This is a genomic window from Streptomyces sp. NPDC093149 (assembly GCF_044754145.1).
Classification (GTDB): Bacteria; Actinomycetota; Actinomycetes; order Streptomycetales; family Streptomycetaceae; genus Streptomyces.
The window spans coordinates 789,790-805,144 of record NZ_JBIVON010000001.1 but is presented as its reverse complement, the minus strand read 5'-3'; the positions used below and the strand labels follow the sequence as shown (position 1 = coordinate 805,144).

General features: G+C 71.7%; 15 protein-coding genes. 10 read left to right on the top strand and 5 right to left on the bottom strand.

The genetic code is table 11. From position 1 onward, the window contains the following. Positions 1-14 precede the first annotated feature (14 nt). Entirely contained in the window at positions 15-2,045 is a 2,031-nt protein-coding gene (locus tag ACIQCZ_RS03870) for a thioredoxin domain-containing protein (protein ID WP_402279383.1), read from the bottom strand. 125 nt (positions 2,046-2,170) lie between these two features. Between ACIQCZ_RS03870 and ACIQCZ_RS03865 the strand changes: the two genes are divergently transcribed. Then, complete coding sequence (locus ACIQCZ_RS03865; protein ID WP_402279380.1) at positions 2,171-5,398, top strand: tetratricopeptide repeat protein; 3,228 nt, start codon at positions 2,171-2,173, stop codon at positions 5,396-5,398. A gap of 122 nt (positions 5,399-5,520) precedes the next feature. Here the strand turns inward: ACIQCZ_RS03865 and ACIQCZ_RS03860 are convergent, their stop codons facing one another. Next, on the bottom strand, positions 5,521-5,754 hold the full coding sequence (locus ACIQCZ_RS03860; RefSeq protein ID WP_402279378.1) for a hypothetical protein: 234 nt from the start codon (positions 5,752-5,754) through the stop codon (positions 5,521-5,523). A gap of 1 nt (position 5,755) precedes the next feature. Continuing rightward, entirely contained in the window at positions 5,756-6,637 is an 882-nt protein-coding gene (mca, locus tag ACIQCZ_RS03855; protein ID WP_402279375.1) for a mycothiol conjugate amidase Mca, read from the bottom strand. A 151-nt stretch (positions 6,638-6,788) separates the two neighbouring features. Between mca and ACIQCZ_RS03850 the strand changes: the two genes are divergently transcribed. Together ACIQCZ_RS03850 and greA are read left to right on the top strand one after the other, a co-directional pair. Continuing rightward, positions 6,789-7,205 (top strand): DUF4307 domain-containing protein, encoded by a 417-nt coding sequence (locus ACIQCZ_RS03850; protein WP_402279373.1) that lies wholly within the window; start codon positions 6,789-6,791, stop codon positions 7,203-7,205. Positions 7,206-7,410: 205 nt separating this feature from the next. Next, on the top strand, positions 7,411-7,908 hold the full coding sequence (gene greA, locus ACIQCZ_RS03845; protein WP_351080379.1) for a transcription elongation factor GreA: 498 nt from the start codon (positions 7,411-7,413) through the stop codon (positions 7,906-7,908). 153 nt (positions 7,909-8,061) lie between these two features. Here greA and ilvA read toward each other — a convergent pair whose 3' ends face one another. Next, positions 8,062-9,291, bottom strand: a complete 1,230-nt coding sequence (gene ilvA, locus ACIQCZ_RS03840; RefSeq protein WP_402279371.1) for a threonine ammonia-lyase — start codon at positions 9,289-9,291, stop codon at positions 8,062-8,064. A 156-nt stretch (positions 9,292-9,447) separates the two neighbouring features. On the opposite strand from ilvA, the gene ACIQCZ_RS03835 reads away from it, so the two are divergent. From ACIQCZ_RS03835 to ACIQCZ_RS03820, 4 genes are all read left to right on the top strand, one after another. Continuing rightward, positions 9,448-9,981 (top strand): MarR family winged helix-turn-helix transcriptional regulator, encoded by a 534-nt coding sequence (locus ACIQCZ_RS03835; RefSeq protein ID WP_402279369.1) that lies wholly within the window; start codon positions 9,448-9,450, stop codon positions 9,979-9,981. A gap of 222 nt (positions 9,982-10,203) precedes the next feature. Further along, a complete protein-coding gene (locus tag ACIQCZ_RS03830) occupies positions 10,204-10,698 on the top strand; it encodes a sigma factor-like helix-turn-helix DNA-binding protein (protein ID WP_402280210.1) in 495 nt (164 codons plus the stop codon). Continuing rightward, positions 10,695-10,943 (top strand): hypothetical protein, encoded by a 249-nt coding sequence (locus ACIQCZ_RS03825; RefSeq protein WP_402279367.1) that lies wholly within the window; start codon positions 10,695-10,697, stop codon positions 10,941-10,943. Before ACIQCZ_RS03830 ends, ACIQCZ_RS03825 begins: the two co-directional genes overlap by 4 nt. Before the next feature lie 64 nt (positions 10,944-11,007). Then, on the top strand, positions 11,008-11,199 hold the full coding sequence (locus ACIQCZ_RS03820) for a DUF1059 domain-containing protein (protein ID WP_402279365.1): 192 nt from the start codon (positions 11,008-11,010) through the stop codon (positions 11,197-11,199). Positions 11,200-11,376: 177 nt separating this feature from the next. Here ACIQCZ_RS03820 and ACIQCZ_RS03815 read toward each other — a convergent pair whose 3' ends face one another. After that, complete coding sequence (locus ACIQCZ_RS03815; RefSeq protein ID WP_351080388.1) at positions 11,377-12,522, bottom strand: cystathionine gamma-synthase; 1,146 nt, start codon at positions 12,520-12,522, stop codon at positions 11,377-11,379. Positions 12,523-12,590: 68 nt separating this feature from the next. On the opposite strand from ACIQCZ_RS03815, the gene ACIQCZ_RS03810 reads away from it, so the two are divergent. From ACIQCZ_RS03810 to ACIQCZ_RS03800, 3 genes are all read left to right on the top strand, one after another. Then, a complete protein-coding gene (locus ACIQCZ_RS03810; protein ID WP_402279362.1) occupies positions 12,591-13,694 on the top strand; it encodes a hypothetical protein in 1,104 nt (367 codons plus the stop codon). 71 nt (positions 13,695-13,765) lie between these two features. Further along, positions 13,766-14,431, top strand: a complete 666-nt coding sequence (msrA, locus tag ACIQCZ_RS03805; RefSeq protein WP_402279360.1) for a peptide-methionine (S)-S-oxide reductase MsrA — start codon at positions 13,766-13,768, stop codon at positions 14,429-14,431. Positions 14,432-14,734: 303 nt separating this feature from the next. Further along, on the top strand, positions 14,735-15,247 hold the full coding sequence (locus ACIQCZ_RS03800; RefSeq protein ID WP_402279358.1) for a hypothetical protein: 513 nt from the start codon (positions 14,735-14,737) through the stop codon (positions 15,245-15,247). Positions 15,248-15,355: the final 108 nt, after the last annotated feature.

The window sequence follows — 15,355 nt, the reverse complement described above, 5'->3', positions numbered from 1 at the left end:
GGTCGGATCCGCCCTCAGTCCTCCGCCGGGCTCGCCCCGAGGCTCCGCGCCAGCTCCCGCGGGTCCGTCGTCGGGGCGTCGCAGACGAAGTGCCTGCACACGTACGCCGTCGGTGCCCCGCCCACCAGCGGCCGGTCCGCCAGCAGCGGGAACTCCGCCCCCGCCGTCTCTCCCGCCGCCACCACCGCGCCGGGCGCCCGCCCCAGCAGCGCCGTACGGTGCAGCTCACCGCCGACCGGCCCGGCGACCGCGACCTCGCGCGGCCCGTCGAGCAGCGCCTCGGCGACCGCGAGCCCCCAGCCGATGAAACGGGGAACGCGCGGACCGAGCGCCTTCACGACGCCCAACGCCCCTTCCGCGGCGGCACGGTGGGCCTCCGAGCCGGTGTGCGCGGCGTACGAGAGCAGCGCACCGGCCGCCGCCGTCCAGCCCGCCGGGGTCGCGCTGTCGGTGGGGTCTTGCGGGCGGCGGATCAGCTGCTCGGCGTCGTCCGCCGTGTCGTAGAGCTGCCCGCCCTCGCCGGTGAAGTGCTGGAGCACGATGTCCAGCAGGAACCCGGCGAACTCCAGCCAGACGCCCTCGCCGGTGACCGCGGCCAGGGCGAGAAAGCCCTCCGCGACATCGCCGTAGTCCTCCAGGACCCCGGCGTGCCCGCCGGACCGCCCGTCCTTCGAGGTCCGGGACAGCCGGGCGACGTCGCCCATGTGGACCCGGACCAGCAGATCCGCCGCCTCGGTGGCACGTTCGACCAGATCGGGGCGGTCGAAGTACGCCCCCGTCTCGGCGAGCGCGGCGATCGCCAGACCGTTCCAGGCGGCGACCACCTTGTCGTCCCGCCCGGGGCGGGGACGCAGCTCACGGGCGGCGAGCAGCTTGGCCCGCACCTCGGCGGCCCGGTCCGCGTCGGCCGCGGCGCCGGTCCGTGCGAGCCGGAGGACCGAGGCGCCCTCCTCGAACGTGCCCTCCTGCGTGACACCGAAGTACTCGGCGGCGAAGGCCGCGTCCTGTTCGCCCAGGACCTCCCTCAACTGCTCGGGCGTCCACACGTAGTACGCGCCCTCGACGTGCCGGCCGGCTCCGTCCTCGCTGTCGGCGTCGAGCGCGGAGGCGAAACCGCCCTCCGCCGTGCGCAGCTCGCGCACCATGAAGTCGGCGGTCTCCAGGGCGACCCGGCGGGCGAGTTCCGAGCCCGTCGACCGCCACAGGTGTGCGTAGACACGGCAGAGCAGCGCATTGTCGTAAAGCATCTTCTCGAAGTGCGGAACGACCCATTCCCGGTCCACCGAGTAACGGGCGAAGCCGCCGCCGAGCTGGTCGTACATCCCTCCCATGGCCATCGCCGCGCAGGTGTCGGCGGCCATGTCGAGGGCGCCCGCCGCCCCGGTGCGGGCATGGTGGCGCAGCAGGAACTCGATGATCATGGACGGCGGGAACTTGGGCGCACCGCCGAACCCGCCGTGCTTCTCGTCGTACTCCCGGGTGAGCCCGAGGAGCGCCTGCGCCAGCTCCGGTTCGCCCGGCAGTCCTTCGCCGCCGTGGGCGAGGGAGCGCTGGGTCAGGTCGTGGACGATGCGTCCGGCGACCTCGGTGACCTCGTCGGGGCGCTCGGTCCAGGCCGTGGCGACGCCTTCGAGCACCTGGTGGAAGGAGGGCATGCCGTGGCGCGGCTCGGGCGGGAAGTACGTACCGAAGTAGAAGGGTTCCGCGTCGGCGGTCAAAAAGACGGTCATCGGCCAGCCGCCCTGCCCGGTCGCCGCCTGCACAGCCTCCATGTACACCGCGTCGACGTCGGGCCGCTCCTCGCGATCGACCTTCACCGGCACGAAGTGTTCGTTCAGATAGGCCGCGACCCGGTCGTCCTCGAACGATTCGTGCGCCATCACGTGGCACCAGTGGCACGCCGAGTATCCGACCGACAGCAGGACGGGCACATCGCGCCGCCGCGCCTCCTCGAACGCCTCGGGCGACCAGGGCCACCAGTCGACGGGATTGTCGGCATGCTGGAGGAGGTACGGGGAAGTCTCACGGTCCAGGCGATTCGGCATACCCACATCCTCTCTCAGGCCCGATGGATCGCCTCACTCTCTCGCGCTGACGCGCCGTACGCAGGAGACTGGGCGGCGCTGCCGGCCGAGGCAGCTGCCATCGTCGTATCCGGAGGGGGACGCACATGCGGGACAGCCATCGGGCGGAAGCCGAACGGCTGTTGGTACGCGCCGTTGAGGAAGAGGTACGGCGATCGGGCGGGCGGGCGGACGCCGCAACGCTGATGTCGCGCGGACGGGCCGCGCTCGATTCCCTGGCGGCGGGCGCGGACGACGAGTACACCGCGTATCTGCGGGCGCTGGACGCGGCGGAGGCCGGACAGCAGCCGCTGTCACGGCGGTTCAGCCGGGCGGCCCTGGGAACTCCGCTGCTGGTCACCGGAGTTGCCGCGGTCGCCGCCGTCGGCGCGGACGTCGCGTTCGGTACGGCGACGGGGCCGGCCCTCGGCGCGGGCGCCGTCGTCGCGGTCGCGGGGGCCACGGCGACGGTCGCCAAGGTCACCGCCTCGCACTGGCCCGCCGCCCATCGGCGGGCGGGTGCGCTCGGGCAGCCCGGTGGCGCCGAACAGCTGCGGCTGCAGTGGCTGGCGGCGCTGGAGGTGCGGGGCATCCGCCCGTTCCTCGACCAGCAGCGGATGCTCAACCCCTCGTCCCGCACACCGGCGAAGAAGGTCCCCGCGCAGTCACGGACCGCCCCGCAGCTGCGGGGCGGGGACCGCAGCGCCGCGGCCCGCATGCGCGCGCTCCTGGAGCAGTCGTTCGGCCATCTGCCCGCGGCGGAGGGACCGTTCGCCGGGCGGCGGACCGAGCTGGCGCAGATCGCGCAGTGGGTGCGCGAGGCCCGCGCGTCGACGGAGACCAAACCGACGGTCGTGGTCCTGCACGGTGCGCCCGGCGCCGGACGCACCACGCTCGCGGTACGGGCGGCGCACAGCCTGAAGGACCAGTTCCGGGGCGCCTGCGTGGTGGACCTGCGCGGCGACGTGGCCGGGGAGGCGCCGCTGCCCACCCGGGACGCACTGCTCCATCTGCTGAACCGGCTGGGCGCGCCCCGCGAGCAGTTGCTGTTCCGTGAGAGGGCCTCCGCCGAGCAGCAGGTGCGGCGGCTGAGCGAGCTGTACCACCAGCACCTGACCGGCACCCCGGTGACGATCGTCCTCGACGACGCCGGCGACGCGGCCCAGGTCCGCACCCTGGTCCCCGAGCGTTCCGACAGCCTTGTCCTCGTCACCTCGCGCGAACCCCTGGAGCTGCCCGCCGACATCCCGGCCCGGGTCCATCAGCTGCCGGTCGGCGCGCTGGACGCGGCGGGCGCGGAGGAACTGCTGCGCGAGGCGGCCGAGGCGGAGGAGGCGGGCCCGTACGACTCCCGGTCGACGGACACCGTCGCCGAGCTGTGCGGCGGGCTGCCGCTGGCGCTGCGCATTGCGGGCTCCTCGCTCGGGCCGCGCAGCCGCAGCGCCCTCGCCGACGATCTCGCCGCGTACGGGCCGGTCGCGCCGGTCGAGCGCGCGCTGTGGCTGCGCTACACCGACCAGTCCGAACAGGCACGACGGCTGCTGCGCCGGCTCGCGCTGGCCGGGCGGGCGAGCCTCGGCGCCGCGGCGGCGGCCGCGCTGCTCTCGACCGACGAGCAGGAGGCCGAGCGGCTGCTGACGGACCTGGCCGGAGCCGGTCTCCTGGACCATGTACGGGGCTCGCGCTACCGGCTGCACGATCTCGTACGGGGCTTCGCCCTGGCCCGGCTGCGGGACGAGGAGGCGGCGGCGGACCGGACCGCGGCCCAGGAGCGGCTGATCCGGAACTACGCGGACCTGGCCGGTGCCGTGATCCGCATGGTGGACGGCAAGATGTCGACCCGGGCCGGACAGTTCGGCTCGCACGGGTTCGGTTCGCTGGACTCGGCGCTGCGCTGGCTGGACGACGAGTCGAGCTTCATCACCTCGGCGCTGCGGCACGCGGAGGGCGTCGACCAGGCGGCCGTACTGGATCTGCTGGGCGCGCTCTGCGACTACTGCCTGCTGCGCGGCGACCTCTACCGGCTGGGCGAGATCAGCGAGCTGACGCAGGCCGTGGACAAGGGGCTGCTGGAGCGGTCCGTGCAGTGGCGCACCGGCATCGCGGCCCGTCAGCTCGGCGAGCTGGACAAGGCGCGCACCACGCTGTCGTCGGTGGTCGGGCTGTACCGCGAGGCGCAGAACGAGGCGGGCACGGCGCTGGCGCTCTGCTCGCTCGGCATCACCCTGCACCACCAGGGCAATCTGACCGAGGCGGCGGCCCGGCTGCGGGAGGCGATCGAGCTCCAGTCCTCCGACGAGCAGGCCGCGGACCGGGCCTGGTCGCTGCATGCCCTGGCCGCCGTCGAACGTGACCGGGCCCATCTGGCGCAGGCGCTGACCCTCCTGGACTCCGCGCTGATCCTGCACCGGGAGGGCGAGTCGCTGCACGGCGAGGCCTGGACGCAGTTCCAGCTGGGCCAGACCCTGCTGCGGATGGGCGACGTGGGCCGGGCGAAGGATGCCCTGCGCACGGCCCTGGATCTGTACAGCCGCACCCGTGACGAGCGCGGCGAGGCCTGGGCGCTGACGCAGCTGGCCCGAGCCCGGCTGCTCGACGGCGACGCGGGCACGGCGGCCGAGGAGCTCCACCTGGCCCTGGCCCGCCACCGCGACAACGAGGACGCGCGCGGTGAGGCGTGGACGCTGTACTACCTGGGCCAGGCCCTGGAGGAGAACGGCGACACCGACCAGGCGGTGCGGCAGCTGGAGCGGGCGCGCACGATGTTCTCCCGGATGCGGGACGTGTACGGGCTGGCGTGCGCCCGGCACCACTCGGGCCGGGTCACTCGCGACCAGCGCGCCGCCCAGACCGGGAACCTGCGCAACTCCGGCTTCGCCCGTCAGCTCCTGATGGACGCCCGCGCGGACTTCCGGCGCATCGGCGTCGCGCACGGCGAGGCGTGGACCTGTCTGGAGCTGGCCCTGATCGACGCGGGCAACAACCGCGCCCCGCAGGCGCTGGAGCTGTGCGGCGAGGCGGCGGAGCTGTTCGACTCCTACGGCGACACGCGGGGCGCGGACTGGGCCCGCTTCCTGCGCTGCACGCTGCTGCCCTACGCGTCACCGGGGGGCAGCGAGGTGGGCGCGGTGGTGGCCCAGCAGGAACTGGCCGACCTGCTCCGGGCCGGTCACCCGACGCGCGACGGGAAGCTGGAGGACTGCGCGGAGGCGTTCACCGTGGTGCTGAACCGCGGCGTGGACCTGGAGGACGGCTGGCAGGCGTGGCGCCTGGGCATGACGCCGACGCGCCATGCCCGGGAGGTCATGGGCGTGGCGGTTCCGCCGAGGGCGTGACGGCACACCGGGCGCCGCCCCGTCCTCAGCCCCTCCGGTGACCGTCCGGGAACCGGGCGCCACCGGGGGCCGGCGACCGCCCCGGGCGAGGGCGGCCACCGGGCCCCGCAGGCGCCGGGCGCCTACTTCCGCTTCGCGGAACCGGCTCCCACGGCGGCGTCGGGCACCGCATCCGGATCCGGGGCCTCCACGAAGTCGACCTTGCCCATGTGCCGGTTCATGGACTTCATCAGCAGCCACACGCCGCCGGCGAGCGCCGCGAAGACGATGAAGCCGAGAACGCCGGGAGTCACCTTGTTGTCGTCGACCTCCTTGGCGAGAGGGACGAGATGGGTCAGTGCCTGGGTCGCGTACATATCAGGCATTGTCGCGGATGCCCGCGAAGAGGTCGCTCTCGGGGAGGGAGGTATCGACGAGAGACTTCGCCAGCTCGTACTCCTCGGTCGGCCAGACCTCCTTCTGGATCTCCATCGGAACGCGGAACCAGCCGCCGTCGGGGTCGATCTGCGTCGCGTGCGCGATCAGCGCCTTGTCGCGGATCTCGAAGAAGTCCGCACACGGAACGTGCGTGGTCAGCGTGCGCTCGTCGCGCTCGAACTCCTTCCAGCGCTTCAGCCATTCGCCGTACGGGGACTCCAGGCCACGGGCGAGCAGTGCCTCGTGGAGCGCCACCGTGCGCGGCCGGTTGAAGCCCTGGTTGTAGTAGAGCTTCTGCGGCTGCCAGGCCGGGCCGAACTCCGACTCGGGGAAGGTCTCGGTGTCCGCCGCGCCGTCGAACGCGATCATCGAGATCTTGTGGGTCATGATGTGGTCGGGGTGCGGGTACCCGCCGTTCTCGTCGTACGTCGTGACGACGTGCGGCCGGTGGGCGCGGATGCTGCGGACGAGACGCCCCGCCGCCTTCTCCTCGTCCTCCAGCGCGAAGCAGCCCTCGGGCAGCGGCGGCAGCGGGTCGCCCTCGGGCAGACCCGAGTCGACGAAGCCGAGCCACTCCTGTCCGACACCCAGGATCTCCCGGGCCTCGTCCATCTCCTTCCTGCGCACCTCGTGGATGTTCTCCTCGATGTAGGCGTCGCCCTGGAGCTTCGGGTTGAGGATGGAGCCGCGCTCGCCGCCCGTGCAGGTCACGACCAGCACGTCCACCCCCTCGGACACATACTTGGCCATCGTGGCCGCGCCCTTGCTCGACTCGTCGTCGGGGTGGGCGTGAACGGCCATCAGTCGCAGCTGCTCAGTCAAGACTCGATCCTCAGTGATTGGTCGCCATTGAGTGGTACGTCGCGAAGCGACGCCGGAGTGGGGTGGCGGTCGATAGGCGGGAGGCAGGCTTCTATAGTGACCGAACCGGGGGGCGGAAAATTCCTCGATCCCCGGTACGGAAGGAACGATCATGACCGCGGTGCGAGAAGCGCTTCCGGAGAACCGCTACGGCCGGTCCGCCGATCAGCGCGCGGACCGCAAGCTCAAGATCATCGGTTCGGTGCTGGGTGTCGCTCTCCTCGGCGTGATCGGCTGGATCGGCTACGACTACGTCGGCGGCCAGGGCCTCAGCGCCGAGGTGATCAAGTTCAAGGTCGTCTCGGACCAGCGGGTCGATGTGCACCTGGAGGTGCGCAAGGGCAAGGACACCAAGGGCTACTGCACCCTCCGCTCGCAGCACGAGGACGGCAGCGAAGTGGCCCGCAAGGACTTCCGCTTCGACGACCCCACGGATCGTATCGACCGTGTCCTGTCGCTCCGTACGACATCCAGGGCGACCAGTGTCGAGCTGCTGGGATGCACCGACGACGGCGGGGCCGCGCACTGACGGCGGCGGGGCGGCGCGCCGACCGCCGCACGCCGGAACCGAATCGCTGTTGATGCCGCTGACCTGCGCAAACGCAGTATCGGCGGTTAACCTTCTCCCCCTTTTCCTGGGGAATTGTTAGGCTCGTGGTTTCGCCCACCCGTAGGGGCACATGCTTACGGGTAGGGCGATGCTTTGTATTCCCAGTACCGACGAGGAGCACCCTGTGACCCAGACCAGCGAAAACGTCACCTGGCTCACGCAGGAGGCGTACAACCAGCTCAAGGCCGAGCTGGAGTACCTGTCTGGTCCCGCGCGCACGGAAATCTCCGTAAAGATCGCGGCGGCCCGTGAGGAGGGTGACCTCCGGGAGAATGGCGGGTACCACGCGGCCAAGGAGGAGCAGGGCAAGATGGAGCTGCGGGTGCGCCAGCTCACCCAGCTCCTGGAGCACGCGAAGGTCGGCGAGGCGCCTGCCGACGACGGCGTGGTCGAGCCCGGCATGGTTGTGACGATCGCCTTCGACGACGACCCGGACGACACGATGACCTTCCTGCTCGCCTCCCGCGAGTACGCGAGCTCGAACATCGAGACGTTCTCCCCGCAGTCGCCGCTCGGCACCGGCGTGAACGGCAAGAAGATGGGTGAGAACGCCGAGTACGAGCTGCCGAACGGCAAGACCGCCACCGTGAAGATCCTCGCGGCGAAGCCCTACACGGGCTGACACCGCACCCCACCGACGCGGGGGAGCCCCCGGCCCGACGGCGAATTCGTCGGGCCGGGGGCTCCCCCGCGTGTGCGGCATCCCACACACGCGTGTGCGGCGCCGCGCCCGCGACGGCCGGGCGGCAACTTCGCCCCGACGCGGTGGACGGCCTCAGCTCATCACCAGATAACCCGCGTCCCGCAGCGCCGCCGAGACCTCCTCGCAGTGCTCCGGCCCCTTCGTCTCCAGCTGCAGCTCCACCTCCACCTCGGTGAGCCCGAGCCGGGGATCGGTCCGCACATGGCCGATGTCGAGCACATTGGCGTCGACCACCGAGAGCACGCCCAGCAGTGTGGCCAGCGAGCCCGGACGGTCGGTCAACCGCAGCCGCAGGCTCAGATAGCGGCCGGCGGCGACCATGCCGTGGGTCAGGATCCGCTGCATCAGCAACGGATCCACATTGCCGCCCGACAGGAGCGCGACCACCGGCCCGCGGAATGACTTCGGGTCGCTCAGCAGCGCCGCCACCGGGCTCGCGCCGGCCGGTTCCACCACCAGCTTCGCCCGCTCCAGACAGAGCAGCAGCGCACTCGACAACTCGTCCTCGGAGACCGTACGGACCTCGTCGACCAGCTCCCGGACCAGCTCGAACGGCACATCGCCCGGACGCCCCACCTTGATGCCGTCCGCCATCGTCTGCAGTGGGCCGATCGACACCGGGTGTCCCGCGGCGAGCGACGGCGGATAGCAGGCCGCACCAGCCGCCTGCACGCCGACGATCCGCACGTCCGGCCGGAGCGCCTTGACCGCCACCGCGATCCCCGCGGCGAGCCCCCCGCCGCCGATCCCGACGACGACGGTGCGCACCTCGGGACACTGTTCGAGGATCTCCAGGCCGACCGTGCCCTGCCCGGCGATGATGTCGGGGTGGTCGAAGGGATGGATGAAGACCGCGCCGGTCTCGTGCGCGTACTCCTGGGCGGCGGCCAGCGTCTCGTCGACGACATGGCCGTGCAGCCGGACCTGCGCCCCGTACTGGCGGGTGGCGGCCACCTTCGGCAGCGGCGCCCCGACCGGCATGAAGACCGTCGACCGCACGCCGAGCAGCGCGGAGGCCAGCGCGACCCCCTGCGCATGGTTCCCGGCGCTCGCGGCGACGACCCCGGCCGCCCGCTCCACCGGTGACAGACCGGCGATCCGCACGTACGCGCCACGCAGTTTGAACGAACCGGTCCGTTGCAGGTTCTCGCACTTGAAGTGGACCGGCGCGCCCACGAGCTCCGTGAGATGGCGGCTGCCTTCCATGGCGGTCACCCGGGCCACACCGGAGAGCATCTTCTGCGCCCCGAGGATGTCGTCGAGGATCAGCGGAGGAAAGTGGCCGGACGCGCGGAAGTTCATACCGTAAGTCTTGCAGCTCGGCAGGGCTTCGAACGCCTCTTACGGTCCCGTCCTGCGCCGTTGTCCACAGGTTTGTGCAGCGCTGGTACGCGTTGCCCCGTGGCCGCGTACTCTGTCCCCCACCCATCCGAAACCGCACGAAGAGAGCCCCCGGCCATGCCCCCTCAGGACATGACGACAGCTGCGTCTCCTTCCGGGGGCGCCACCCCCGCATCCACGGATTCCGACCACGTGCTCGACGCGCTGCAGCACCAGGTCGCGGTATTCGCCCGCCGCGCCGAGCAGACCCGCCTCGGCGGCGTCGGCCAGGTGCGCAATTCGATGGACCGGGCCGCCTATCTGCTGCTCAACCGGCTGGACCGGGAGGGCCCGATGGGCGTCAAGGCACTGGCCGCGGGCATGGGGATCGATTCCTCGACCGTGACCCGCCAGGTCGCACCCCTCGTCGACACCGGCCTGGTCAAGCGGACCTCGCACCCGGAGGACGGCCGGGCCGTCGTGCTCCAGCTGTCACCGCGCGGCCAGGCCCGGCTGGACGAGGTCCGCAGCTCCCGGCGCGAGCTCATGACACAGGTGACGGACGACTGGACCGCCGAGGAGCGCGAGACGTTCTGCGCGCTGCTCACCCGGTTCAACGCCGCGCTGGCCGCCCGGCAGGCCACGCACCAGGCGCCCCCGGCCGGCCAGTGATGTGACCGGATAGGTTCACCGGCTCGCGACGCCCGGCAAACCTATCCGGCCGCGGCGCTGGGGTCCTCCGTTCGGATCAGTCCGGATCAGCGAGTGGGGTCCGGCCGACCCGGACAGGAGGCCCTGGTTCCCGCCCGGCGGACGCGCGGCACCCGAGGCCGCACGGTCCACTGGACGCACGCCTCTTGACCGCAAGCCCCCGCAACGGCTCGGATGAGCACTGTGCGAGAGCGCCAAGCGGGCCGGGAGCGGCGCCGGACCCAGGAGTACGAGGCCTTCGTGGCGGGCGCGGCCGGCCGACTGCTGCACACGGCCACGCTGCTCACCACCGAGCCCCTGCTGCCGCCCGGCGCGAACCCGCGGGCGCAGCGGATGCTCACGGCCGCACTGGCCCGCACCTACGCGCAGTGGGGGCGGCTGCGGGGCGAGGACCCCTACGACCGCACCCGGCGGGAGCTGGCCGTGCGGTTCGCCCACGAGGTCTGGCGGCACCACCGGCCGCGCGGCGGACCACTGGACCGGCTGACGCCGCAGGAGCGCCTCGTTCTCGTGCTGCGGCTGTACGAGGGGGTCGCGGAGGAGCAGGCCGCGGCCCTGCTGGGGCTTCCGGTGGAGCGGGTCCGGGCGATCTGCAACCGCTCGGTGGCCACGATGCTCGGCACCCGTCGGCCCACGGCCCGGTGGGGGCCGCAACGGCCCGTGGAGGCGACGCCGTGAGCCGGGGCGGCAACCGTGAGAACGAGGTCCGACGCATGCTGGACGGCCCGCATCCACAGGTGCCCACCGACCTGGCACGGCGGGCCGCCGAGCGCGGCGCCCGACTGCTGCGCCGACGGCGCCTGGCCCGCAGGCTGGCGCTGCTGGTGGCATTCGCCGCGGTGGTCGCCTTCACGGTGTGGGCGGTGCGGGTGCAGCCGTGGCAGGTGCCGCCCACCAAGACGACGCCGCTGGACGGCTGGTGAGGGCCGGATCGGGGCGAACTATCCTGGAACAGGGCGACAGTGGCAACCGGCCGAGGAGGCTGCGATGACCAGGAAAGTCGCCGACTGCCGCAAGTATCCGAGCGTCACGAACTGCTCGCTCACCATCTCGGGCGAGGAGGAGGAAGTCGTACGGGCAGCGGCCGAGCACGCGGTCTCCGTCCACGAGCACACCGACGGCCCGGAACTGCGCGAACAGATCCGGGCATCGCTGGACGACGAGAAGGCCGACGTCTGAGAGCCTGTCGGGTGACCTCGGAATCGGATGGCGGGCGCGGTCCGAAGCGTGCGTGCCAGGGCGTGGCCGCCCGGTCGGATGTCGCCCGGCAGGCTCCGAGCGGGACCGGGCGGGCCCGATTCCTCGAACCCGCCCGGTCGTCCGTGGTCGCCCCGCCACCGGGCGGGACCCAGGACCCTAACCGAGCGCCTGGGTCAGATCCGCGATCAGGTCGTCGGCGGACTCGATGCCGACGGACAGCCGGACGAGGTCGGCCGGCACCTCCAGCGGGGAACCGGCCGCCGAGGCGTGCGTCATGCGGCCCGGATGCTCCACGAGGGACTCGACACCGCCCAGCGACTCACCGAGGGTGAACAGCTTGGCCCGGTTGCAGACGTGGACGGCGGCCTCCTCGCCGCCCACGACACGGAAGGACACCATGCCGCCGAAGGCCTTCATCTGCTTGGCGGCGACCTCGTGGCCGGGGTGCTCGGGGAGTCCCGGGTAGAGGACCTGGGTGACCTTGGGGTGCCGGGTCAACAGATCGGCGATCTTGGTGGCGTTCTCGCTGTGCCGGTCCATGCGGACCGCGAGGGTCTTGATGCCGCGCAGCACCAGCCACGCGTCGAACGGTCCGGCGACCGCGCCCATCGCGTTCTGGTGGTAGGCCAACTCCTCTGCCAGTTCAGGGTCGTTGACGATCAGCGCGCCGCCGACGACGTCCGAGTGACCGCCCATGTACTTCGTGGTGGAGTGGACCACCACATCGGCGCCCAGGGCGAGCGGCTGCTGGAGGTAGGGGCTGGCGAAGGTGTTGTCGACGACCAGTCGCGCGCCGGCCGCGCGGGCCACACCGGCGATCGCGGCGATGTCGGTGATGCCGAGCAGCGGGTTGGACGGGGTCTCCACCCAGATCGCCTTGGTGCGCGGGGTGATCGCCGCCCGTACCGCCGCCACGTCCGACGTGTCGGCGACGGAGAACTCCACGCCCCACCGCGAGACGACCTTCGCGAACAACCGGAACGTGCCGCCGTAGGCGTCGTTCGGGATGACCACGTGGTCGCCGGGGGTGAGCAGCGTACGGAGCAGGCAGTCCTCGGCGGCGAGGCCGGAGGCGAAGGCGAGTCCGCGGCGGCCGCCCTCCAGGGCCGCGAGATTGTCCTCCAGGGCGGTACGGGTCGGATTGGCGCTGCGGCTGTACTCGTAGCCGCCGCGCAGTCCGCCCACGCCGTCCTGCTTGTACGTGGACACCTGGTAGATGGGCGGAACAACGGCGCCGGTGAGGGGATCGGCGGTGTTTCCCGCGTGGATCGCGAGAGTCTCGAAGCTGTGCTGGTCGCTCATGGGGCCCGAGCGTAGTTCGTCGCGAGGGCGCCCACCGGGCTACCGGGCCGTCCGGTGACAATGGGGGCATGGAGATTCTCTGGTTCCTGATCGCGCTGTGCATGCTCGCCGCGGTCATCGGCCCGTTCGTGTTGCGCCGCCGCGGCGGTATCCGGCAGGTCGCGCCCGGTTCGCCGGACGCCGCCGACCCGGACACCTACGGCTTCGCGCGCGAGGAGGAACTGGACGTCCGGCTGCCGGGCCCGGACCAGGATCTCCTCGATGTGCTCGATGTCGTGCAGCGCTCCCAGGACTGGCGGGCGGCTTCGCAGCTGCTGGCCGGCACGCCCAAGGAGGGCGAGGTGCGGTGGCAGCGGGTGCAGGCGTTCGCCGGCGCCGCCTCGCTGGAACTGGCGCAGCAGCCCGGTGTGGGCGGCGCGTGGCTGCGGAAGTGGCGGGCCGAGGCGCCGAAGGACGCGGGCGGCGCGGCGGTGCACGCCGAGTTCCTGGTGCAGCAGGCATGGCGCTCGTCGACGGCGGGGACGGACGACTTCCGGATCATCCTGGAGGAGGCCCGTACGGTCTGCGGCGAGGCGGCACTGCTGGCGCCGGGTGACCCGGTCCCGTACCTCGTCGAACTGGCCGTCGGCCGCGGACTCGGTTACTCCCACGAGGAGTTCGACCGGCTCTGGGCGAAGATCATCGACCGGGCCCCGGCCCACATGGGCGCCCATATCGCCGCGCTGCACTACTGGTGCGAGAAGTGGCACGGATCGCGCGAGGAGGCCGACCGCTTCGCCACCACGGCCGCCGCCCGCGCCCCGCATGGCTCACTGCTGGCCGCGTTGCCGCTGTTCGCGGTGTACGAGCATCTGCCCGAGGTCAATCTCGTGCAGGGTTTCTACCGGAGCGCGGTGGTGACCAAGGCGGTCGAAGGCGCCCTGTTCGCGGTGCACGCGGCCCGTCCGGACGATCCGATGCTCGCCCATGTCCGGCACCTGCTGATCCTCTTCCTCGTCCGGATGGAGCGCTGGTCGGAGGCGATGAACCAGCTCGTCCACGTCGACGGTCACGTGGGCGCGCTGCCGTGGACCCAGAACCCCGATCCGGCCGCCGCGTACGCGGTCTACCGGGCGCTGGCGGTGGCCGGCTACGAGGCGAACGGCGGCAGCCCGGCGACGCTGCCCCGGTAGCCGCGTGCGGAATCCATGACGTCTCGGGTGCGTTGTAGCAGGGGCAAACGAACCCCAGGAGGAGCCCCCGCATGTTCCTGCAACGCCGTACCCCCCAGCTCCCCACCCCCGAGGAGGCCCTGAAGGGCCGTCCCACCCCCGAATTCACCGTCCCGTCCCGCCACACGGTCCTGGGCAACCCGCTGCTGGGCCCGTACCCGGAGGGTCTGGAGGTCGCGGACTTCGCGCTGGGCTGTTTCTGGGGCGCCGAGCGCAAGTTCTGGCAGACGGACGGCGTCTGGACGACGCTCGTCGGCTACCAGGGCGGCTACACGGAGAACCCCGCGTACGAAGAGGTCTGCTCGGGTCTGACCGGCCACACGGAAGCCGTCCGCGTCGTCTTCGACCCGAAGACCGTCTCGTACGCCGAGCTGCTGAAGCTGTTCTGGGAGTCCCACGACCCGACGCAGGGATTCCGCCAGGGCAACGACGTGGGCACGCAGTACCGCTCGGCGATCTACACCCACTCCCCCGAGCAGGCAGCAGCCGTGGCGGCCTCCCGCGAGGCGTACCAGAAGGTTCTCACGGGCTCCGGCTACGGCGAGATCACCACGGAGATCCTCCCGGCCGAGGGCCGCACGTTCTGGCCTGCGGAGGCATATCACCAGCAGTACCTCGACAAGAATCCGGCGGGGTACTGCGGGATCGGCGGGACGGGCGTCTCCTGCCCGATCGGGGTGGCACCGGCCGAGGGGTGAGCGTCGGGCTCGTACGACTCTCATCGGTGAGCATCGGCTCGTACGACACTCGCCGGTGAGCGTCGGGCTCGTACGACCCTCATCGGTGAGCGTCGGGCTCGTACGACCCTCCACAACGACTTGTCTCAACGCCACGGGATGCTCGACGCCGTACCGCCCGTCCGCTGCCGGGCCGATGGACCACGGACGGTGTTCGACCTTTGCTGACCGCGGCTGCGACGGTCAGCACAAGGAGAACGCCCACGCCGCTTGAGCACCGACGTCAACTCACTTCACTGCGTGGACAGTCGGTAGTCTTCACGCGTGATCACTAACGGTGCCTTCCGCTTCGTCACCGCAACGCTGTTGGTTCTGACGGGCACCGCAGGATGCGCCGAGTCCACGGGCCGCGCACCTGAAGGTGCCTCGACAGCGGCCTCCGCGCCCGCCTCGGGATCCGCGACCGCCGCGACGAGTACGCCGGCCGTCGCGGTGGCGGCAACCACCGCGCGGGATGCGGCACGACAATTCGCGCAGGCTCTGGCACGAGGAGATACGGCATTGGCCTGCGGGCTGGCCGATGCCCGGCTGCGTTCCTATGCGAGCACCGTCGCAGGGTCGTGCTCCGAGGCACTCACCGAGCTTGCAACCGATGACCGATATGTCTTCACCCAGACCGCCTGCGTGAATTCGCCGAACAACTACGAGGCCGGTGGCGACCCCCAGGACACCCCGGATTCCGTCCGTGTCGACATCGATTGCGCCGAGGGTTACACCTGGCTCCGCGTCGACCGGGTGGGTTCCATCTGGCGGGTCACGGAGTTCAACGCTCCCTGACGACTGTCAGCACAGTGATCTGATCCGTGGCCGTGGTCGTGGCCGCGGTCCGCATGGAGCGTGACGGCTCCACGGCGCGGAAGGCCGCGGCACCGCCGCCGTCCCGGC